This is a genomic window from Actinomadura sp. NPDC049753 (assembly GCF_040674655.1).
Classification (GTDB): domain Bacteria; phylum Actinomycetota; class Actinomycetes; order Streptosporangiales; family Streptosporangiaceae; genus Spirillospora; species Spirillospora verrucosospora.
Map to the genome: position 1 here is coordinate 16143 of NZ_JBFARL010000014.1, position 18225 is coordinate 34367.

Annotated in this window: 19 protein-coding genes; 10 read left to right on the forward strand and 9 right to left on the reverse strand. The window is 71.3% G+C overall.

The window, feature by feature from the left end; all coding sequences use genetic code 11:
- Positions 1 to 54: 54 nt before the first annotated feature.
- Complete coding sequence (locus AB0K37_RS06230) at positions 55 to 939, reverse strand: AraC family transcriptional regulator (protein WP_363975614.1); 885 nt, start codon at positions 937 to 939, stop codon at positions 55 to 57.
- 128 nt (positions 940 to 1067) lie between these two features.
- Between AB0K37_RS06230 and AB0K37_RS06235 the strand changes: the two genes are divergently transcribed.
- Together AB0K37_RS06235 and AB0K37_RS06240 are read left to right on the forward strand one after the other, a co-directional pair.
- Complete coding sequence (locus AB0K37_RS06235) at positions 1068 to 1883, forward strand: phytanoyl-CoA dioxygenase family protein (protein WP_363975617.1); 816 nt, start codon at positions 1068 to 1070, stop codon at positions 1881 to 1883.
- 241 nt (positions 1884 to 2124) lie between these two features.
- Positions 2125 to 2307 (forward strand): hypothetical protein, encoded by a 183-nt coding sequence (locus AB0K37_RS06240; protein ID WP_363975620.1) that lies wholly within the window; start codon positions 2125 to 2127, stop codon positions 2305 to 2307.
- A 102-nt stretch (positions 2308 to 2409) separates the two neighbouring features.
- Here AB0K37_RS06240 and AB0K37_RS06245 read toward each other — a convergent pair whose 3' ends face one another.
- Complete coding sequence (locus AB0K37_RS06245; RefSeq protein ID WP_363975622.1) at positions 2410 to 3273, reverse strand: alpha/beta hydrolase; 864 nt, start codon at positions 3271 to 3273, stop codon at positions 2410 to 2412.
- 23 nt (positions 3274 to 3296) lie between these two features.
- Positions 3297 to 4457: an MFS transporter gene (locus AB0K37_RS06250; RefSeq protein WP_363975625.1), complete on the reverse strand. Its 1161-nt coding sequence runs from the start codon at positions 4455 to 4457 to the stop codon at positions 3297 to 3299.
- Positions 4458 to 4552: 95 nt separating this feature from the next.
- Here AB0K37_RS06250 and AB0K37_RS06255 point away from each other — a divergent pair, with 95 nt between their 5' ends.
- Together AB0K37_RS06255 and AB0K37_RS06260 are read left to right on the forward strand one after the other, a co-directional pair.
- Positions 4553 to 5071, forward strand: a complete 519-nt coding sequence (locus AB0K37_RS06255; protein ID WP_363975628.1) for a CGNR zinc finger domain-containing protein — start codon at positions 4553 to 4555, stop codon at positions 5069 to 5071.
- Positions 5072 to 5335: 264 nt separating this feature from the next.
- On the forward strand, positions 5336 to 6547 hold the full coding sequence (locus AB0K37_RS06260) for an MFS transporter (protein WP_363975631.1): 1212 nt from the start codon (positions 5336 to 5338) through the stop codon (positions 6545 to 6547).
- Positions 6548 to 6650: 103 nt separating this feature from the next.
- Here the strand turns inward: AB0K37_RS06260 and AB0K37_RS06265 are convergent, their stop codons facing one another.
- Positions 6651 to 7964 carry an MFS transporter gene (locus AB0K37_RS06265; protein ID WP_363975634.1) on the reverse strand — a complete coding sequence of 438 codons (1314 nt, stop codon included), beginning with the start codon at positions 7962 to 7964 and terminating at the stop codon, positions 6651 to 6653.
- Positions 7965 to 7982: 18 nt separating this feature from the next.
- The gene (locus AB0K37_RS06270; protein ID WP_363975636.1) at positions 7983 to 9656 is read right to left on the reverse strand and encodes an FAD-dependent oxidoreductase; all 1674 of its coding nucleotides are present in this window, start codon (positions 9654 to 9656) and stop codon (positions 7983 to 7985) included.
- Between the two features lie 175 nt (positions 9657 to 9831).
- Between AB0K37_RS06270 and AB0K37_RS06275 the strand changes: the two genes are divergently transcribed.
- The gene (locus AB0K37_RS06275; protein ID WP_363975639.1) at positions 9832 to 10197 is read left to right on the forward strand and encodes a metalloregulator ArsR/SmtB family transcription factor; all 366 of its coding nucleotides are present in this window, start codon (positions 9832 to 9834) and stop codon (positions 10195 to 10197) included.
- 102 nt (positions 10198 to 10299) lie between these two features.
- Here AB0K37_RS06275 and AB0K37_RS06280 read toward each other — a convergent pair whose 3' ends face one another.
- On the reverse strand, positions 10300 to 10722 hold the full coding sequence (locus AB0K37_RS06280; RefSeq protein ID WP_363975642.1) for an arsenate reductase ArsC: 423 nt from the start codon (positions 10720 to 10722) through the stop codon (positions 10300 to 10302).
- A gap of 142 nt (positions 10723 to 10864) precedes the next feature.
- On the opposite strand from AB0K37_RS06280, the gene AB0K37_RS06285 reads away from it, so the two are divergent.
- The gene (locus AB0K37_RS06285; protein WP_363975645.1) at positions 10865 to 11851 is read left to right on the forward strand and encodes a patatin-like phospholipase family protein; all 987 of its coding nucleotides are present in this window, start codon (positions 10865 to 10867) and stop codon (positions 11849 to 11851) included.
- Between the two features lie 56 nt (positions 11852 to 11907).
- Here the strand turns inward: AB0K37_RS06285 and AB0K37_RS06290 are convergent, their stop codons facing one another.
- Positions 11908 to 12351 carry a hypothetical protein gene (locus tag AB0K37_RS06290; protein ID WP_363975648.1) on the reverse strand — a complete coding sequence of 148 codons (444 nt, stop codon included), beginning with the start codon at positions 12349 to 12351 and terminating at the stop codon, positions 11908 to 11910.
- Positions 12352 to 12510: 159 nt separating this feature from the next.
- Here AB0K37_RS06290 and AB0K37_RS06295 point away from each other — a divergent pair, with 159 nt between their 5' ends.
- Complete coding sequence (locus AB0K37_RS06295; protein WP_363975651.1) at positions 12511 to 13647, forward strand: serine hydrolase domain-containing protein; 1137 nt, start codon at positions 12511 to 12513, stop codon at positions 13645 to 13647.
- A gap of 214 nt (positions 13648 to 13861) precedes the next feature.
- Here AB0K37_RS06295 and AB0K37_RS06300 read toward each other — a convergent pair whose 3' ends face one another.
- The gene (locus tag AB0K37_RS06300) at positions 13862 to 14773 is read right to left on the reverse strand and encodes a LysR substrate-binding domain-containing protein (RefSeq protein WP_363975654.1); all 912 of its coding nucleotides are present in this window, start codon (positions 14771 to 14773) and stop codon (positions 13862 to 13864) included.
- Positions 14774 to 14845: 72 nt separating this feature from the next.
- On the opposite strand from AB0K37_RS06300, the gene AB0K37_RS06305 reads away from it, so the two are divergent.
- The 3 genes from AB0K37_RS06305 to AB0K37_RS06315 are packed head-to-tail and all read left to right on the forward strand — an operon-like array spanning position 14846 to position 17384.
- Complete coding sequence (locus AB0K37_RS06305; protein WP_363975657.1) at positions 14846 to 16042, forward strand: thiolase family protein; 1197 nt, start codon at positions 14846 to 14848, stop codon at positions 16040 to 16042.
- Positions 16039 to 16734 (forward strand): 3-oxoacid CoA-transferase subunit A, encoded by a 696-nt coding sequence (locus AB0K37_RS06310; protein WP_363975660.1) that lies wholly within the window; start codon positions 16039 to 16041, stop codon positions 16732 to 16734. The genes AB0K37_RS06305 and AB0K37_RS06310 overlap by 4 nt, the downstream gene beginning before the upstream one ends.
- Positions 16735 to 16736: 2 nt before the next feature.
- Positions 16737 to 17384, forward strand: coding sequence for a 3-oxoacid CoA-transferase subunit B (locus tag AB0K37_RS06315; RefSeq protein ID WP_363975663.1), 648 nt, complete (start codon positions 16737 to 16739; stop codon positions 17382 to 17384).
- A 54-nt stretch (positions 17385 to 17438) separates the two neighbouring features.
- On the opposite strand, the gene AB0K37_RS06320 is transcribed toward AB0K37_RS06315, so the two are convergent.
- The gene (locus tag AB0K37_RS06320) at positions 17439 to 18206 is read right to left on the reverse strand and encodes an NAD(P)-binding domain-containing protein (RefSeq protein ID WP_363975666.1); all 768 of its coding nucleotides are present in this window, start codon (positions 18204 to 18206) and stop codon (positions 17439 to 17441) included.
- Positions 18207 to 18225: the final 19 nt, after the last annotated feature.

The following is an 18225-nucleotide window of genomic DNA, read 5'->3' on the forward strand; positions in this document are numbered from 1 at the left end:
AATGTCCCGCCTCTCACTACTGCCGAACCGAGTAAGGCCCTGCTGCCACCCGGCCTAATGCCCGCCGGGACGGAATCGGGTGCGGTATGCGGCCGGGCTGAGGGCGAAGAAGTGCCGGAACCGGCGGCTCGCGTAGTTGGGATCGTGCCAGCCGACGAGCCTTCCGATCGCTGCCACGGACAGATCGGTCTCGATGAGGAGGGCCGCCGCGCGCTCTGCTCGCAGCCTGCCCAGATAGGTCATGGGCGGAACTCCGAGATGCGCGGTGAACATACGAGTCAGGTAGGGAGGCGACAAGTTCACCGTGGAGGCGAGCTCGTCCAGGTTCCACGCCCGCTCGATATCGCTCTCCAAGAACTGCGCCGCGGCCAATACCGCGGGGTGGACGTGGTCGGTTCGTTCGCTGGGGGCGTTCGTGGAGCCATGTGCCTCTACGCCGCCGAGAAGGCAGAGCAGAATCCCCACCCACACCGCGTAGACCGGTCCGGGACGAAGGGCCGGATCGGAACCGGGCTCACCCGCGGTTTCCGCCAGGCCGGTTTCGACCACTCGCAGCGCGGTGGGGTCGAGCCGCAGCGGGTGACCGGCAGGGCGGCCGGATCGGCCGGCGATGTGCAATGAGCGGCCGATGTGCGGGGCGGCGCGCATCCAGGCCAGCTCGTGCCGGAAGGCCTCCGGGCTGACATACAGGTTGTAGACGGTCAGGCGGTCGCAGTCGCGGTAGCCGTGCCAGTCGCCCGGACGGAGCATCGTCACCGCGCCGCGGACGAGAGGCTGCTCGCCCGCGGCCGAGACGTGCGTGGCGGTGCCGCCCGCGACGACGGCGAGCTCGATGAAGTCATGGCTGTGAGAGGCGGTGTCGCTCCGCAGCTCGAACCGCTCGGCGGCGATGGGCGGCCGGCCCGGCGGAAACACCTCCGCATGCCGCACGCGATGCATCGGACTTCCCCTCCATGGATCCTCGTCAAGATCGTGCTACGCCTGTCGGGATCTCGTGCTAGCCGCACGTCGGAGGCAGCGGCGACAGTTGTCGAGACGGCAACCCCCAGAAAGCAGGGAAGACAGCCATGACCGCAGCCAGTGACGAACGGCACACCACTCCGGACGACCTTTCCCAGGACGCCGTGTCAGCGTATCGCCGTGACGGTTTCGTCCACCTGCCCGGAGTGATCTCCCGGGCCGAGGCGGCCAGGTTCGCCGATGCCGCGATGGCGGCCCGGACCACCGTCCGGGACCACCACGACGGGACGATCTTCACGCAACTGCTCCAGCTGTGGCGTCACGATGAGACGCTGCGCGAGCTCACCCTGAACCCCGCCCTGGCGGCCATCGCCGCCCGGCTGGCGGGGATCCCGCTGCGGCTGTGGCACGACCAGCTGTTGATCAAGGAGCCGAGGAACGGGGCCGCGACGGAGTTCCACCAGGACCAGCCGTACTGGCCGCACGCCGGTTCGCGGCATGCGCTCTCGGCCTGGGTGGCGCTGGTCGACGTGCCGGTCGACCGCGGCTGCATGACGTTCATCCCGGGTTCCCAGCACCTCGACGGCCTGCGACCACAGGATCTGTCCGACCATGCGGACATGTTCGCCGTGGCGCCCGAACTGCTGTGGGAACGGCGCGTCACGGTTCCCCTGCGCGCGGGCGACTGCACATTCCACAACTCCCGTCTCGCCCACAGCGCCACGCCAAACTTCACCGGCGACCCTCGAATCGCCCACGTCATCATCTACGTGGACGCGGACCTGACCTTGGCGGCCGGCCCCGCGCACCCCGTCACCGACCCGCTGGGCCTGACCGTGGGCAGCCCCCTTCCAGACGAGCATTTCCCGCGCTTCGCCGAGCTCGCCGAAGGGCCGCAGCCGGGAACCACTCCGGCGATCTGAACAGTCGGACCGCGCCGGGCGGGTGGAGTGCGTCCACCACTTCGGCGGCGTCCCCACGCCACGTCGGCGAGGAAACAAAAGAGCTGCTCGCCGCCCATTAAAATTCCGTCGCGCTGATCAGCAGCGTCACGGATGATGCTGTCCTGACAGGCTCCAGGAATGGTCGCGGCCCGCAGGCCCGCGCTCCGGTTTCCGGCCTGCGTTCGCCGCGACCCGACGGACGGTCGTAGCCGAGCAGATTTTGCGCCGGGGACCACCAGGGGACCTGGCCATCTACGGCGACAACGCCCACATCAACATCGTGGTCCGCAACCTCGGCCAGGGCAGGCTCAGCACGATCGGCGGAAACCAGGGTCCCCTCGTGGAGTCAGGAGTCCGCACGACCGCCACAGCGGTGCTGCGCCCCAACTTCAACATCTCATAAGGCCACCAACGGAATGGGGCTGGCGGGGGCCGTCCCTCTCGTCCTAGGGGGCGGCCCCCGCCAGAAGCGGCGGATCAGTTGCTCGGGTCGTCGGTGTCCGCGTCAGCGCAGGGTGCGGCCGAGGAAGTCGCGGATGTGGGCGGCGATCTCGGGGCCGTGCGTCTCGAGCGCGAAATGTCCGGCGTCGAGGATGTGGATCTCGGCGTCCGGCAGGTCCCGGGCGTAGGCGCGGGCGCCGTCGGGGCCGAAGATCTCATCGTTGCCGCCCCAGGTGACGAGGACCGGTGGGCGGTGGGTGCGGAAGTACTCCTGGAAGGCCGGGTAGCCGTCGAGGTTGAACTGGTAGTCCCAGAACAGCTGGAGTTGGATCTCCTTGTTGCCGGGACGGTCGAGGTAGGCCTGGTCGAGCGTCCAGGTGTCGGGGGACAGCCGGTCCGTCCGGTCGGTGGGCACGCCGTGCGTGTACTGCCACTTGGTGGCGTCCGGCTCCAGTAGTTCGCGGACGGCGGGTTCGTTGGGCGAGCGGTCCTTGGCGTGCGCGAACAGGACGTCCCAGAACGGGGTGAAGCCCTCCATGTAGGCGTTGCCGCTCTGGGTGACGATCGCGGTGATGCGTTCCGGGTGACGGCTGGCGATGCGCAGGCCGATCGGTGCGCCGTAGTCCTGGATGTAGAGGGCGAAGCGCTCCAGGCCCAGCTTGTCCAGCAGCTCCAGAGTGATCTCGGTGAGCTTCTCGAAGCTGTAGTCGAACTCGCCGACCGCGGGCATCGCCGACTGGCCGAAGCCGATGTGGTCGGGCGCGATCAGGTGGTAGTCGTCGGCGAGGTCGCGCAGGAGGTTGCGGAACATCGCCGAGCTGGTGGGAAAGCCGTGCAGCAGTACCAGCGTGGGGTTGGCCGGGTCGCCGGCCTCCCGGTAGAAGACGTCCAGGCCCTGGATCTCGATGGTGTGGTGCCGGGTGGTCATCGCGTTGTTTCCTTTCGCGGTGTTCAGCGGGATCGCGTGGCGGTCGCCACGGGTCGGTGGGCCGCGGGCGCGACCAGCGCCGCGGCGGTGAGGCTGAGCAGGACGCCGAGGGCGAAGCCGCCCCGGTAGCTGCCGGACAGTGCGTGGACGGCGGCGGCCAAGGCCAGCGCGGCACCGGCCGAGAGTTGGTGGATCAGCCATGCCGGGGCCAGTGCCCGGCCGAGCCGGGCCGGGTCGAGGCCGCGGGTCAGCAGCGTCATCGTCAGCGGGATCACGGTGAAGGAGGCCGTGCCGAAGATCACCGCCACCGCGACGAGGACGGCCGGCTCGGTCGCGGTGGCCGCCAGCACCAGCGCCACGGCGCGGACCAGGTGCAGCGTGCGCAGCAGCGGCTCGGGGCCGAACCGGTGCAGCAGCCGGGCGGTGGCCAGTGAGGTGAGCCCCGCGGTGAGAGCGCTGAGGGTGATCAGCCGGCCGGCGTGCGTGGCCGACCAGCCCAGTTCGGTGGCGTACTTGGGCAGCAGCAGGACCAGCATGTACAGCGACGCCGAGTGCAGGGCGAAGGACGTCAGCACACGGCCTCTGCCGCGCAGAGCGGCGGTGGCCGGTGCGGGGACGTTCCGCCCGCGCTCGTCCCGGGGCAGGATCGCCGCCAGCGCGGCGGTGACCACCAGGCCGGTGAGGCCGAGCGCCAGGTACGTCCCCCGTACACCGACCGGCTCCAGAAGCAGGGTCGCCGCCCAGGGGGCGAGCAGCTGGCCGAGGTTGATGCCCACCGAGGCGCGGGCCAGGGCCGGACCGGCCCGGTCACCGTACCGGTGGCCGATCAGCGTGGTGACGGCCAGGCTGGACGAGGCCGCGAAGCCCAGCCCGCCGAGGACCACGTAGGCGGTGATGAACTGCCAGGTCTGCTGGACGGCCGCCAAGGCCACGTAGCTGCTGGAGATCAGAGTCAGTCCGGTCAGCAGCACCAGCCTCGCTCCCACCCGGTCGAGCAGCACGCCCACCCATGGCTGCGCCAGGCCGGTCAGCGCGATGGCGATCCCGGCCGCGATCGCCGGCGTCGCGGCGGACAGCCCGTAAGCGGCGGACGCCGGCGCGAAGAAGACACCCGCCGAGAAGTTCAAGCCGAACGACACCGCCTGCGCCGTCAGCGCCGCACGTGCCACGCGATCCCGCTGCATCCCGTCCCCTAACCGTCTAAATGCTCTGTAGCGGTTAGGAAGCTGCCATGAAGTATCTAACTTGTCAACTGGCTATAGAGGGTTAGAATGACGCCATGGCACGGAGACCCCCGACCGGCGAGCCGCTGCCCTTGGACCTGGTCAACACGCGATGGCCGGCCGACGGGGTGGTGCACGACGAACTGGCCGACCCCGCCGGCCTTACCGAGTGGCTCCAGGAACACGGCTTGGAGGTCGACGACCCCCAGCGCTGCGCGGAACCACTGCGGGCAGCCCGGGCGGCCATCCGCCTGTCTCTGGACGAAGGGGTCGATCACCAGGTCAACACCGTCCTCGCGCATGGCCGGCTGCGGCTGCTCATCGAAGACGGGGCTCCGAGCGAGCGCCTGGAACCGGACTGTGAGGCGTGGCGGCCCGCCTGGCTGGCGACCAGGGCCTACCTCGACCTGCTCAGCACGGCACCCCCTGGACGACTCCGGCACTGCGAGGGGACCGGCTGCGTGCTGTGGTTCCTCGACACCTCACGCAGTGGCCGACGCCGCTGGTGCTCCATGAGCGGCTGCGGCAACCGGGCCAAGGTCAAGGCCCATTACCAGCGGATACACAGACCCTGAACCGCGCAGCGGACCGTCCTTGCCATGCCTGAGCGCGGGTCGTTACGGTCGGTCCTGAGGCTCCGCTCCGATTCGGAAGAGTGGACGCCTGCGGCGGTGGGGCTCGCCGCACCCGAACCGCGGTGCCGCTGTGGGCTCCGCCAACAGTCCCTACCTGGTGTCCTTCGCGCATGCCCGGTGGGAGAGCCCATGGCTGGAGATAGCGCTTCCGAACACCCCGATCCGGGGACCGGAGCCGAGCGGACGACTCCTGGATCGGCTGCGGTGCTGTCGCCGTGGCGGTTCGTCGTGGTCTTCGGTGTGGTCAGCCTTCTGGCGGACGCCGTCTACGAGGGGGCTCGATCGATCACCGGTCCGTTCCTGGGGTCACTCGGCGCCGGCGCCGTCCTGGTGGGGGTGGTGACGGGCGCCGGCGAGGCGGCGGGCCTGGTTCTTCGGCTGGTGAGCGGCCCGGCGGCGGAACGGTCGGGCCGGTACTGGGCCTGGACGATCGCCGGGTACGGTCTCACGGTCGCGGCGGTGCCCGCGCTGGCGCTGCCGGTCGGACTGGCCGGGGCCTGCGCGCTCGTGGTGGCCGAACGGGTGGGCAAGGCGACGCGCAGCCCGGCCAAGGACACGTTGCTCTCCCACGCCGGCAGCCCGATGGGACGCGGGACGGCGTTCGCGGTGCACGAGGCGCTGGACCAGACCGGCGCGTTCGCCGGACCGCTACTGGTCGCCGCGGCGGTCGCCTGGCACGGGTACGGCCTCGGCTTCGGGATCCTGGCGGTGCCCGGCCTCGCGGTCATGGTCGTGCTCGTCTGGCTGGCCCGCCGCGTCCCCGACCCGCGGGTCTACGAGGACGGCGCAGGACGCGTGCCCGCACCGGCTCCGGCGAGGGCGCGCGGCGTCGCGCCGCTGGCGGGACTGGGCCGGGTCTTCTGGCGCTATGCGGTGTTCTCGGCCGTCACGATGGCGGGATTCGCCACGTTCGGGCTGATCGGGTTCCATCTGGTGGAGGCGCACCTGATGAGTCCGCAGGCGGTGCCCTTGGTGTACGCGGGGGCGATGGCGACCGACGCGGTGGCGGCGCTGGCGACGGGCCGGTTGTTCGACCGATGGGGCCTGCGCGTCCTGGTGGCGTTGCCGGTGCTGGCCGGCGCCGGCACGGCGCTGGCGTTCGCCGGTTCGCTGCTTCCGGTGCTGACAGGCGCGGCGTTGTGGGGCGCGGCGATGGGGGTCCAGGAATCGACGATGCGGGCGGCGGTCGCCGATCTCGTCCCGGCCGCACGCCGGCCGACCGCCTACGGGGCCTTCGCCGCGGTCTACGGCATCGCCTGGCTCGCCGGCGGAGCAGGGCTCGGCGCCCTCGCCGGGCACGCGCATGCCGCGCTGGTGCCGGTCGTGCTGAGCGTGCAGGCGGTGGCGCTGGCCGCACTGTGGTGGGTGGTGGCAGCAGCCGACCCCATGACCGGACGACGGGCTGACCAGCGGTAGGTGGTTGAAGCGCACCCCTGGCGCTGCCCGCTCGGCCGATGCACAGAAGCCGTCCGCCAAAGCCGCCTGACCGCCGCCGATGACGGCGATCGGCGCTCATGGTTCACTCCTCGCTCTCGCGCGGTGCCAGGCGCGGCGCGGGGGCAGGCCTCGACGGCAGTGCGGCCGACGAGTGGCGTGTCGTGGTGCGGGCCGGTGCGGTGCCGACGGCGAGTACCGCGGCCAGGACGGCGGCGATGGTCAGCACCAGGAACATGCGGGGGTATCCGCCGAGTCCGGCGGCCAGGGCGGCTCCGGTGAAGGGCGACACGGCGGTCGCGATGGTGACGGGAGCGGCGAGGATTCCCGAGAGGGCGCCGTAGGACGCGGTGCCCCAGCGGTCGGAGACGGCGGTCGCCTGGAGGAGAGTGGCGATGCCGCGGGTCGCCCCCGCCAGGAAGGCGAGGGCGATGAGCAGCGCTACTGGGCCGGGGATGGCGGCGAGGGCCGCGGTCGTGGCGGCCGACATCGCCAGGATCACGACGGTCCTTGCGCGCACGCTGGTACGGCGCACCAGCGTCCGGTAGCCGAGCCGTCCGGTGACCTGGCCGATCCCGCCGAGCCCGAGCGCCCAGGCGGCGGTGCCGCTGCCGGCGCCGCGGGAGGTGAGCAGCGGGATGAGGTTGATCACCACCGCGTACATCGCCAGCGCCGACAAGGTGAGAGCCGCGGTCAGCAGAAGGAACGGCCTGCTGCGCACGGTGGCCGACACGTCGGCCCGGGCGGGGCGGGACCTGTCCGGCGCGGCTTCGGGCGGCGGGGGCCAGGGGCGCCGCAGGGCCAGCAGGTGCAGCGGGACGGTCACGACGGCCAGCACTGCGGCCAGTACGAGATAGACGCCGCGCCACGAAAGGTGGCTCGCCAGCATGGCGGTGAGTGGGGCGAAGACGGTACTGGCCAGGCCCGCGACCAGAGTGAGGGTGGTCAGAGCGCCGAGGTGGTGCGGCGCGTAGTAGCGGGTGAGCGCGGCGAAGGCGGGCTGGTACAGGACGGCGGATATCCCGACACCGGCCAGCAGCCAGGCCGCGGCGAACGTCCACAGGTTCGGTGCGGCGGCCACGGCCAGGACGGCGAGCACGGCCAGCGTCGAACCGCCGGTCATCAGGACGCGAGGGCCGTGCCGGTCCAGCGCGCGGCCGACCGGGATGCCGCCCAGCGCGGCCATGACCAGCGCGCCGGAGAACGCGGCGGTGATGGCCGCGGTGGACCAGCCGGTGTCGCGGGTGATGGCCTGGGAGAGGACGGGGAAGGCGTAGTAGAGCACGCCCCAGCTGGTGATCTCGGTGACGCAGAGGGCGAGCAGCGGAACGCGGGAAACCGCGGTGCCTGCGGAGGAGTTGTCCGGCGCAGGCTCGGGAGCGGGAGTGCCACGGCTCATCAGCTCGTCGTTACCCCGTTAGGCTTCGCCGTCATCCGCCTCACCAGAGTAGCCGTGCACGCGCCCGGTCGTGAATCCCAGGCCGGCGGGCGCGCCGATGCCGATGCCGACGGGTTCGGGGCCCGTAGATCCGCAGCACGAGCCGCCCTCGGGTTCGGACTGGACGACATAGGCAGGCGTCGCTTCGGCGGAGCAGGAACTTCCGCAGCCGGCGTCCTGGCCGGCGGCTCCCGGCAGCAGGTCCTCGGTGACCAGGCCGGTGGAGCAGACACCGGTCTCGGGCAGGTCGAGCTGGACGGAGTCGGCGGCTTCGCGGTCGCCCGCGAGCGCGGCGACGATGGAGCGGACCTGCTCGTACCCGGTGGCCATCAGGAACGTGGGTGCGCGACCGTAGCTCTTCATCCCGGCCAGGTAGAAGCCGGGCTCGGGGTGGGCGAGGTCGCGTTCGCCGTGGGGCGGCACGGTGCCGCAGCTGTGGAAGTTGGGGTCGATCATCGGAGCGAGCTTGACCGGAGCCTCGGTGGCGGGGTCGAGGTCGACCCTCACCTCGCGCAGCATGGCCAGGTCGGGCCGGAATCCGGTGGCGGCGACCACGATGTCGGCCGGCAGGACGCGGGAGCCGTCCGGGGTCTGGCCGGTGATCTGCACCGAACCGGTAGAGGCTCGATCGTCCCGCACCGCCAGGCCGGTGACGGTGAAGCTGCGGACCAGGTCGATCTCACCCTTGTCCACGGCCGCCTTCAGGCGGGTGCCGAGCGCGCCGCGGGCAGGAAGCCCGTCGGCGTCGCCGCCGCCGTAGAGCCGTGCCACCGACGCGCCGCGCACCGCCCACGTGATGCGGGTGGCGGGCTCGTACTTGGCGAGTTCGGCCAGGGCGAGCAGGGTGTTGGCGGCCGAGTGCCCCATCCCGACCACCAGGGTGTGACGGCCGGCGAAGCGTGCACGGTCGCGGCCCAGCACGTCCGGAAGCGGGCCCGCGATGTGGTCGGCGGCCTGGTCCTCACCAGGGGCGGGCAGGCCGGAGTGGCCGAGCGGGTTGCTGCGGCCCCAACTGCCGGACGCGTCGATGACCGCTCGGGCGGCGATGTCTGCCACGGCACTGTCCGGGCCGACCGCGCGGACCAGCAGCGGACGCTCCTCACGCCCGACCGTGCGGGTCACGTCCACACCCTGCCGGGTCACTGCCACCACGCGGGCGCCGGTGCGGATCCGTCCAGCCAGCGCGGGCACCCGCGCGAGCGGAGCCAGGTAGTCACGGACGAGTTCGGCGCCGGTCGGCAGCGCCTCGGCGTCGGGCAGCCGCCACCCGGTCGGCTCCAGCAGCCGCCTGGCGGCGGCGTCGGTGTCGTACCGCCAGGGCGAGAACAGCCGGACGTGCCCCCACTCCGAAATCGCCGCCCCCACCTCCTCCCCTGCTTCCAGGACGAGGAAGTCCAGGCCGCGCTCGGCCAGATGCGCGGCGGCCGCAAGCCCGACCGGTCCTGCGCCGATCACCACGACCGGAAGGCCGTCCTGGCGCCCGTCCTCGACGCAGCCGCAGCCGGCGTCGGTCTTGGCCTGCTGGACGGTGACGTCCGGGTTCACGGCCCGCTCCTCCTCGGTGCAGCAGGCGCTGACACCACAGCAGCCGCTTGCACCAGCGGAGGCGTCCGGGGACGCGGCGGGCTCCGGTCGTCCGCTCTCGTCGGTCACGATGACTCCTTGTCCGTCGGGTGATGGATGTCAGCGCTGAAGAGGAGGTCAGAGGCGGGCACGGTAGGCGGCGACGATCCGGCTGAGCAGCACCCTCATCCCCGGCCCCTGTTTAGATGTCTGTCTAAGTAGGGCCAGTTTGCGTCTCTGAATAGATGGATGTCAAATTAGAGGCATGTCCAAGTCGCTGGAGCTTGAGGACGTCACGGCCCCCGTCTGCTGTGCGCCCTTGAGCGGCCCGGCGTTGAGGGAGGCCGAGGCGGCCGAACTGGCCAAGGTGTTCAAGGCGCTGTCCGACCCGGTGCGGCTGCGCCTGCTGAACATGATCGCTTCGGTCGAGGGCGGCGAGGCGTGCGTATGCGATCTGACCGGTGCGTTCGAACTCACCGCGCCGACCATCTCCCACCACCTGAAGGTGCTGCGCCAGGCCGGGCTCATCGAAGGTGAACGTCGCGGCACGTGGGTGTACTACCGGGCGGTGCCGGACAGGCTGACCCGACTGTCGGGCCTGTTCGCATTGCCGGCCCTGACATCGCCCTAACCCGCGCCCACTCCCCCACGTCCCGACCAGACGGGCTGCGGACCGGGCGGTACCACCGCCCCGGACAGACGGCCGGACAGGTCGGCGCCTGGTCCTGCGTCCTCACTCCTCCGGCCGCAGCTCGCTCACAAGGTTCTCGACGCGCTTGCGGATCTCGTCGCGGATCGGACGGACGGCGTCGACGCCCTGCCCGGCGGGGTCGTCGAGGGCCCAGTCCAGGTAGCGCTTGCCTGGAAAGACCGGGCAGGTGTCGCCGCACCCCATGGTGATGACCACGTCCGACGCCTGGACGGCGCCCGTGGTCAGCACCTTGGGGATCTCGGCGGAGATGTCGATGCCCTCCTCGGCCATCGCCTCGACGACCGCCGGATTGACCTGGTCGGCAGGCGCGGACCCGGCCGAGCGGACTTCGACCTCATCACCGGCCAGGTAGGTGAGGTACGCGGCGGCCATCTGGGAGCGTCCGGCGTTGTGCACGCAGACGAACAGGACACTGGGCTTGCCAGAGCGAGAGGGGTCGGGCATCGGGTTTCCTCCGTTGGTCGAAGCCATAATGGCCGAGGTCGGCGGCTCCGCAACAGAGCCCGGCATGGGAGCCAATGCGCGGGAACGGCACAATGGCGTCGTTGGGGACGCCCGAGCAGGGCACCCGCACGGAGGAGGAGACGTGGGCGTGGAGACCCGGCACCGGCTTCTGCCGGTCCTTGCCGAGCGGGCCATCGCAGGCAGCAGGCCGGGCGCCCGGGACGACGGGCACCGCGTGGCGCTGGCCATCGAAGGCGGCGGGATGCGCGGCACCGTCTCGGCGGGCATGGCACTGGCGATCCACGAGCTCGGACTTCTGCCGCTGTTCGACGCGGTCTACGGCTCGTCAGCGGGAGCGATCTCCGCGGCGTGGCTCCTCAGCTCCACCCCCGAGGGAGTGCGCGGCTGGACCGACCCGGTCTTCGCCCGGACCCTGATCCGCAAGCGCAATCTCCTGCGGGGCCGTCCGATCGTGGACGTCGAGCAGCTCGTCGAAGAGGTCTACATCCGCCGGTTCCCGCTCGACTACGCCTCGGTGCTGGCCAGTCCCATCGAGTTCCATCCCCTGGCCACCGACATCGTCACCGGCGGCCCGGTGGACCTGCACGACGCCCTCGTCGACGAGCGCGCGCTGCGACTGGCGCTGCGAGCCAGCGCGGCACTGCCCCTGCTCTCCGGACGGCCGGTCGCCGTCGGGCCCGGGCTCTACTACGACGCCGGCGTCGCCGAGGCGATCCCCTTCCGCCAGGCACTGCGGGACGGAGCGACCCACGTGCTGGTCCTTCGGTCGCGCAGACTGAGCGACCGGGCACCGGAACGCCCGACCCCGTCGTTCGGCTCCCGGCTGCTCGCCGACGTCGGGCTGCGCCGCTACACGGCCGAGCTGAAGGCCACCTTCCTCGCCCGGGACGCCCGGCTCGCCGAAGCCGACCTGCTGCTCGCCCAGCACGACGCCGACCAGGACCATGACGGGCCCGCCGTGCTGTCGATCCGCCCTCCGGAAGACTCACCGCGCATCAGCCGCCTGGAGTCCGACGGCGCCTTGCTCCATGCAGCCTTCGAAGCGGGCCGTGCCGCCGCGACCACACGTCTCGCCGAAGCCGTCCACTGCCCCGGCGGCGGAGACTAAGCCCAGGTCGAGGGTCCGGCCGCCGGACAACGATCCCGGTCAACGCCCCGCCAGGATCACCTGCCCACGGTGACCTGGGCGGCCTCGACCTCGTCGCTGGCCTTCATGGAGAGCGTCGTGCCGCCGGCGAGCGCCAGGCTCAGCGCCACCGCGGCCCAGCCGAGTGCGGGCCGCCACCGCGGCCTGCGGGCGGCCCTCGGCTCGATCGCGCTGACACGTTCACCGACCGCGATGCGCTTCCTGACGGCCACCCAGGACGCCGCGTCTTCATCGTCCAGCCCGCACGCCAGGACGAAGGCGACCAGCAGCTCCTCGCGCGGCAGGCTCTCGCGGCCGAGCGCGGTGGACGCGGTCGAGTAGGGCAGCACTCGACCGGCTTCGGCGGCCCGACGCTCCAGTTGCCGGTAGCTGAGGCCCGACCAGGCCTTGAGCCGGCGCATCGCAGCGATGAACTCGGCCTCGTCGGTGGCCACGTCCGGTGACGGTGGCGGTGCGCTCACGATCTCACCCCGATGCTCGTTGATCGACCCACTATGCCCCAGCCTGAACAGGCCGTACAGCATCTCGCACAAGCTCGAACGGCACGACCTCTTGATCACCGCGGCCCGCCGCGGCCAGCCTCTGGCGCATCCCCCGCACGACACTGCCCTGGAGGACGCATGCAACGGATCAATCCGCTCCCCTTCGCCCTGGCGCTCACGACCACGCTGGCCGTGGCGGGCTGCGGCGGCGACGCCATGGGGGTGCCGAGGGCCGCCCGAAGCGCGGCCGAGCCCGTCGACCGTTCGATCGCCCGGTACCTCGACCGCGCGCTGCCCGAAGGACCGGGCGGCACGGTGGTCGCCGCCCGCGGCGCCGAGCTCGCGCACTGCAAGGGCTTCGGCCTGGCGGACCGGGCGGCCGGGACCCCTGCCACCTGCGACACCGTGTACGACGTCATGTCGATCACCAAGCAGTTCACCGCAGCCGCGATCATGAAGCTGGAGATGATGGGGAAGCTCCGGACGATCGACCGGATCAGCACGATCCTCGGCCCGGTGCCCGCGGACAAACGCGGCATCACCCTGCATCACCTGCTGGCGCACACGGCCGGGCTGGCCGAGGGGCTTGGTGACGACTACGAACGCGTCTCCCGCGACGAAATGCTGGACAAGGCGCTGAAATCCAAGCTGGTCTCCCGCCCCGGCACGGAATTCCACTACTCGAACACGGGCTTCAGTGTGCTCGCCGCCATCGTCGAGAAGGTGTCAGGGACCAGCTACGAGCGGTTCCTGGCCACGCACCTGTTCGCACCGGCGGGGATGACCCACACGGGCTATGTGCTGCCGAACTTCTCCCGCGCGGAGGTGGCCGTCGAGTACGACGAGAACGGCGTGAGCCAGGGCCGTCCGTCCGACCACCCCTGGGCCTCCGACGGACCGTACTGGTACTTGCGCGGCAACGGCGGCATGCTGTCCACCGGCCGTGACATGTTCAAATGGCACCGCGCGCTGCTCGGCGACGCGATCCTCAGCGCCACCGCCAAGGCCAAGATGTTCGAGCCCCACGCACGGATCCCCGGTACCGAGGCCGCCTACGGATACGGCTGGGGCGTCCTGCACACCAAGGACGGCCGGGTCGCCTGGCACAACGGCGGCAACGACTGGTCCTTCGCCAGCTACAGCCGGATCCTGCGCGACGGCACCATGATCTATTGGGTCACCAACCAGGCGTCCCGAGCAGATGAATGGAACCTTCAGGAACACGAACTGGAAATCAACCAGGCCCTGGCCGACCACGCCCGCGACACCGACTAGAAGCCGACGGAAGAGAAGCTCGCCCAGTTGCCCAGGCGTTGCGGACCATCTCATAGCTCGTCAGTGCGTAGACGTCGTTCGCCGGAAGGCGCACGACGCCTCAGAGGTCGCGCAGCGCCGCGAAGGATGGGGAGGGGTCGGCGAGCCCGCGCTCTTCGATGACCCGGTGAAGCGGCCGGTTTCACATCGCGGAACACATTCTTGACATGACTGCTCATGAACGCGATGCGTGGCCTGAGGTCGGTGAGACGATGCGGCGGATGACGGAGACGGCTCGGGCCAGGTGGGGCTCCGTGCGGTCGGTCCGGTGCGCGAGCGCGAGGTCGACGTGCACCGCGGGCCGTGCCAGCGGCCGGAAGACGACGCCGTCGAGGCCCAGGGCCGTCACCGGCTCGGGCACGACCGCCACGCCGAGACCGCCCGCGACAAGGGTGATCAGAGTGGAGGTCTCGCCGACCTCGTGGCGGATCCGGGGCTCGACGCCGGCGCCGCGGAAGAGCCCGAGCACCACGTCGTACATCACCGAGCGGCGGTCCGCGGAGTGCACGATCAGGTCGGCGCCCGCCATGTCGGCGACCCCCGTCTCCCGAAGGGCGGCCAGGGGATGATCGGCGGGAACGGCGACGACCAGCCGGTCCCGCCGCAGCGGCAGGACCGTGAGCGAGAGATCGGCGATCGGCGGCCGCAGCAGCGCCAGGTCGATCGCGCCGGTCCGCAGTGCCGCGGCCTGGTCGGGGACCAGCATCTCGCCGCGGAAGGAGAAGTCGACCCCGGGCAACTCCAGGGAGAGTCCGCGGGAGAGCGCGGGCAGCAGGCTGTAGGTGGCCGATCCCACGCAGCCGATCGCGAGATGGCCGACCGAGCCGGCCGCGACCCGGCGGGCCTCGTGTGCGGCCTCGGCCACCTCACCCAATATCTTCCGGGCCCGCGCCAGGTAGCCGCGGCCCGCGTCGGTGAGCTCGACCCGGCGGGTGGTCCGGTGCAGCAGTTCCACACCGAGGTCGCCCTCCATCTGGCGGATCGCCTGCGACAGCGGCGGCTGGGCCATGTTGAGCCGCTCGGCGGCGCGTCCGAAGTGGAGCTCCTCGGCGACGGCGACGAAGTACCGGAGGTGCCGTAGATCCATACTGCTCGCGTCTCAATAAGCGCGAATATTGATACTTCACTGTATCAAGGCAGGCCGCTTAGCCTCGACGCCATGAGCTCCTATCTGTACTCGGCCGTCCGGACCCCGTTCGGACGGTTCAACGGCGCCCTGTCGGGCGTCCGGCCGGACGACCTCGCGGCAGACGTGATCACCGCGCTGCTGGACAGGGCGCCCCGGCTGGACCCGGCCGCGGTCGGCGAGGTCGTCTGGGGCAACGCGAACGGTGCGGGCGAGGAGAACCGCAACGTCGGCAGGATGGCCGCGCTGCTCGCCGGGCTGCCGACCAGCGTGCCGGGCACCACCGTCAACCGGCTGTGCGGCTCCAGCCTCGACGCCGCGATGAGCGCCTCCCGGACGATCGAGTCGGGGGACGCCGACGTGGTGGTGGCCGGCGGAGTCGAGTCGATGACCCGGGCGCCGTGGGTGCTGCCGAAGCCGGCCAGGGGCTTCCCGCCCGGGGATCTCGCCGCCGTGTCGACCACGCTCGGCTGGCGGCTGGTGAACCCGCGCATGCCGCGGGAGTGGACCGTCTCGCTCGGCGAGGCCAACGAGCTGCTCCGGGAGAAGCACGCCGTCAGCCGGGAGCGCCAGGACGCGTTCGCGCTGCGCTCCCACCGGCTCGCGGCGGCCGCCTGGAACGAGGGCTTCTACGACGACCTCGTCGTGCCCGCCGGGGAACTGGAGCGCGACGAGGGCGTCCGCGCCGACACCTCGCCGGAGAAACTGGCCGGGCTCAAGCCGAGCTTCCGCGCGGACGGCACCATCACCGCCGGCAACGCCTCGCCGCTGAGCGACGGCGCCGCCGCCCTGCTGCTCGGCTCGGCCGCCGCCGCAGAGCTGATCGGCCTCGACCCCCTCTGCCGCATCGCCGGACGCGGCGCGTTCGCGCTCGACCCGCAGGACTTCGGCTACGCTCCGGTCGAGGCGGCCGACCGCGCCCTGGCGCGGGCCGGGATCGGCTGGGACCGGGTCGGTGCGGTCGAGCTCAACGAGGCCTTCGCCGTGCAGTCCCTCGTCTGCGTGGACGCCTGGGGCATCGATCCGGAGATCGTCAACACCAGGGGCGGCGCGATAGCGATCGGCCACCCGCTCGGCGCCAGCGGCGCCCGCGTCCTCGGCACTCTCGCGAAGGTGCTCCGCGAGCGCCGCGAACGCTGGGGCGTCGCCGCGATCTGCATCGGCGTCGGGCAGGGACTGGCCGTCGTCCTGGAGAACACGGACCTGCGCGGCGCGGGGGCCGGAGCATGAGCCGGACGGAGATCTTCGAAAGCGTCGACGAGGCCGTCCGCGGGATCGAGGACGGCAGCACCGTCCTGGTCGGCGGCTTCGGCTTCGCGGGAATGCCCTTCGACCTCGTCGACGGGCTGATCCGGCAGGGCGCGAAGGACCTCACCATCGTGTCCAACAACGCCGGCAACGGCGACGTCGGGCTCGCCGCCCTGCTCAAGGCCGGGCGCGTGCGCAAGGTGATCTGCTCGTTCCCCCGGCAGAGCGACTCCCACGTCTTCGACGGGCTGTACCGGGCCGGGAAGATCGAACTGGAGGTCGTGCCGCAGGGCAACCTCGCCGAACGGATGCGCGCGGCCGGCGCGGGCATCGGCGCCTTCTACTGTCCGACCGGCGCCGGCACCCCTCTGGCCGAGGGCAAGGAGACCCGGACGATCGACGGGCGCGTCCACGTCCTGGAGTACCCGATCAAGGGCGACGTGGCGCTGATCAGCGCCCACCGCGCCGACACGATGGGCAACCTCGTCTACCGGAAGACCGCCCGGAACTTCGGCCCCGTCATGGCGGCGGCCGCGACCACCACGATCGTTCAGGTGTCCGGTGTCGTTCCCGCCGGCGACATCGACCCGGAGACGGTCATCACGCCCGGAATCTACGTCGACCGCGTCGTGCCGGTCGAGCAACGGCACTACACCGTCCAAGGAGCACGCTGACCATGCCCTCCACCACGGGCCCCCTCTCCCCCGACGAGCTGGCCGAGATCGTCGCCCGCGACATCCCGGCCGGCTCGTACGTCAACCTCGGCATCGGCCGGCCGACCAAGGTCGCCGACCATCTCCCCGAGGGCGCGGGCATCGTGCTCCACACCGAGAACGGCATGCTCAACATGGGCCCCGCCGCCGTCGGCGAGGAGATCGACCCCGATCTCACGAACGCCGGCAAGGTCCCGGTGACCGAACTGCCCGGAGCGTCGTACTTCCACCATGCCGACTCCTTCGCCATGATGCGCGGCGGCCACCTCGACGTGTGCGTGCTGGGCGCCTTCCAGGTCTCGGCCACCGGGGACCTCGCCAACTGGCACACCGGGGCCGCCGACGCCATCCCGGCCGTCGGCGGCGCGATGGACCTCGCCATCGGCGCCAAGCAGGTCTTCGTGATGATGACCCTCTTCGACAAGCAGGGCCGCTCCAAGCTGGTGCCCGCCTGCACCTACCCGCTGACCGGCACCGGCTGCGTCAGCAGGGTCTACACCGACGTCGCCGTCATCGACGTCGGTCCGGACGGGGCGGCGGTCCGCGAGACCTTCGGTGTCACGGTCGACGAACTGCGCGACCGGCTCCCCGTCCCCCTCACGACCGTCTGACGCCGGTCGCCGTGGGCGTGCCCGCCTTCGCCGAGGCCAGGGGCGCGCAACCCGTTACCCCTCAAGGTCGGCGAGGAGGTCGTCCAGAGCCTGGGTGAGGGCTTTGGAGTTGTCAGGGGTGAACCAGGTGGTGCGAATACGCTCGTTGTTCCCTTTCGGGGTCTCGTGATCGGCCGCGAGTTGCCGCAGGGTCCGGGTCTTGTCGCTCAGGGCTCGGCCGACCTCCTGGAAGAGGCTGCGGACGTAGCTGTCCGCGTCGTCGGCGGCGATGCCGTGGCCGGCGGCCCAGGAGGTGAGCGCGGCGAGGTAGGAGTAGTGGGTGGTGAGCGTCCCCGTCAGTGCGGAGAAGACGTCGAAGGCCATCTCGTCCGCGACCGGGAGCACCCCGCCCAGTCGCTCGAAGAGAGAATCCGCCACCGGGTGGGACGGGCAGGTCACCGTGACGGAGCGGCGTTCGCGTATGGCGGGCAGTGGGATGGCCCGAACGATCTGGGCGTCCGTGGCCAGCGTCCTGCGAAGGTCGTCGTTGCCGACGCCCGCCATCACGTTGATCACGATCTTGTCGTCGGCCACCGTCACGCCGGCGAGCGCCTCGTGGCGGTCCTGGCGGCGTACGGCGATGATCACGATCTCCGAGTGGTCCACGACCGCCTGGTTGTCGGGGCACACCCGGACGCTTTCGTAGCGCTCGGATAGCTCCCCAGCCGTGCGGGCTCCGCGAGGGGAGAGGAACACCTGGGGCGCATCGTCGCCCCGGTAGTACAGGCCGTCCACGATGGCTCGGCCGATCTCCCCCACCCCGATGATGCCGATGCGCTTCACTGTGCCTTCCTCCATGGTC

What these genes read in the sequence shown, in the direction of transcription:
- AB0K37_RS06310 (WP_363975660.1), top strand. Translation starts at nt 16,039, where the DNA reads ATGAGCCGGACGGAGATCTTCGAAAGCGTCGACGAGGCCGTCCGCGGG.
- AB0K37_RS06315 (WP_363975663.1), top strand. Translation starts at nt 16,737, where the DNA reads ATGCCCTCCACCACGGGCCCCCTCTCCCCCGACGAGCTGGCCGAGATC.
- AB0K37_RS06265 (WP_363975634.1), bottom strand. Translation starts at nt 7,964, where the DNA reads ATGAGCCGTGGCACTCCCGCTCCCGAGCCTGCGCCGGACAACTCCTCC.
- AB0K37_RS06245 (WP_363975622.1), bottom strand. Translation starts at nt 3,273, where the DNA reads ATGACCACCCGGCACCACACCATCGAGATCCAGGGCCTGGACGTCTTC.
- AB0K37_RS06275 (WP_363975639.1), top strand. Translation starts at nt 9,832, where the DNA reads ATGTCCAAGTCGCTGGAGCTTGAGGACGTCACGGCCCCCGTCTGCTGT.
- AB0K37_RS06235 (WP_363975617.1), top strand. Translation starts at nt 1,068, where the DNA reads ATGACCGCAGCCAGTGACGAACGGCACACCACTCCGGACGACCTTTCC.
- AB0K37_RS06255 (WP_363975628.1), top strand. Translation starts at nt 4,553, where the DNA reads ATGGCACGGAGACCCCCGACCGGCGAGCCGCTGCCCTTGGACCTGGTC.
- AB0K37_RS06230 (WP_363975614.1), bottom strand. Translation starts at nt 939, where the DNA reads ATGCATCGCGTGCGGCATGCGGAGGTGTTTCCGCCGGGCCGGCCGCCC.
- AB0K37_RS06305 (WP_363975657.1), top strand. Translation starts at nt 14,846, where the DNA reads ATGAGCTCCTATCTGTACTCGGCCGTCCGGACCCCGTTCGGACGGTTC.
- AB0K37_RS06300 (WP_363975654.1), bottom strand. Translation starts at nt 14,773, where the DNA reads ATGGATCTACGGCACCTCCGGTACTTCGTCGCCGTCGCCGAGGAGCTC.
- AB0K37_RS06295 (WP_363975651.1), top strand. Translation starts at nt 12,511, where the DNA reads ATGCAACGGATCAATCCGCTCCCCTTCGCCCTGGCGCTCACGACCACG.
- AB0K37_RS06250 (WP_363975625.1), bottom strand. Translation starts at nt 4,457, where the DNA reads ATGCAGCGGGATCGCGTGGCACGTGCGGCGCTGACGGCGCAGGCGGTG.
- AB0K37_RS06280 (WP_363975642.1), bottom strand. Translation starts at nt 10,722, where the DNA reads ATGCCCGACCCCTCTCGCTCTGGCAAGCCCAGTGTCCTGTTCGTCTGC.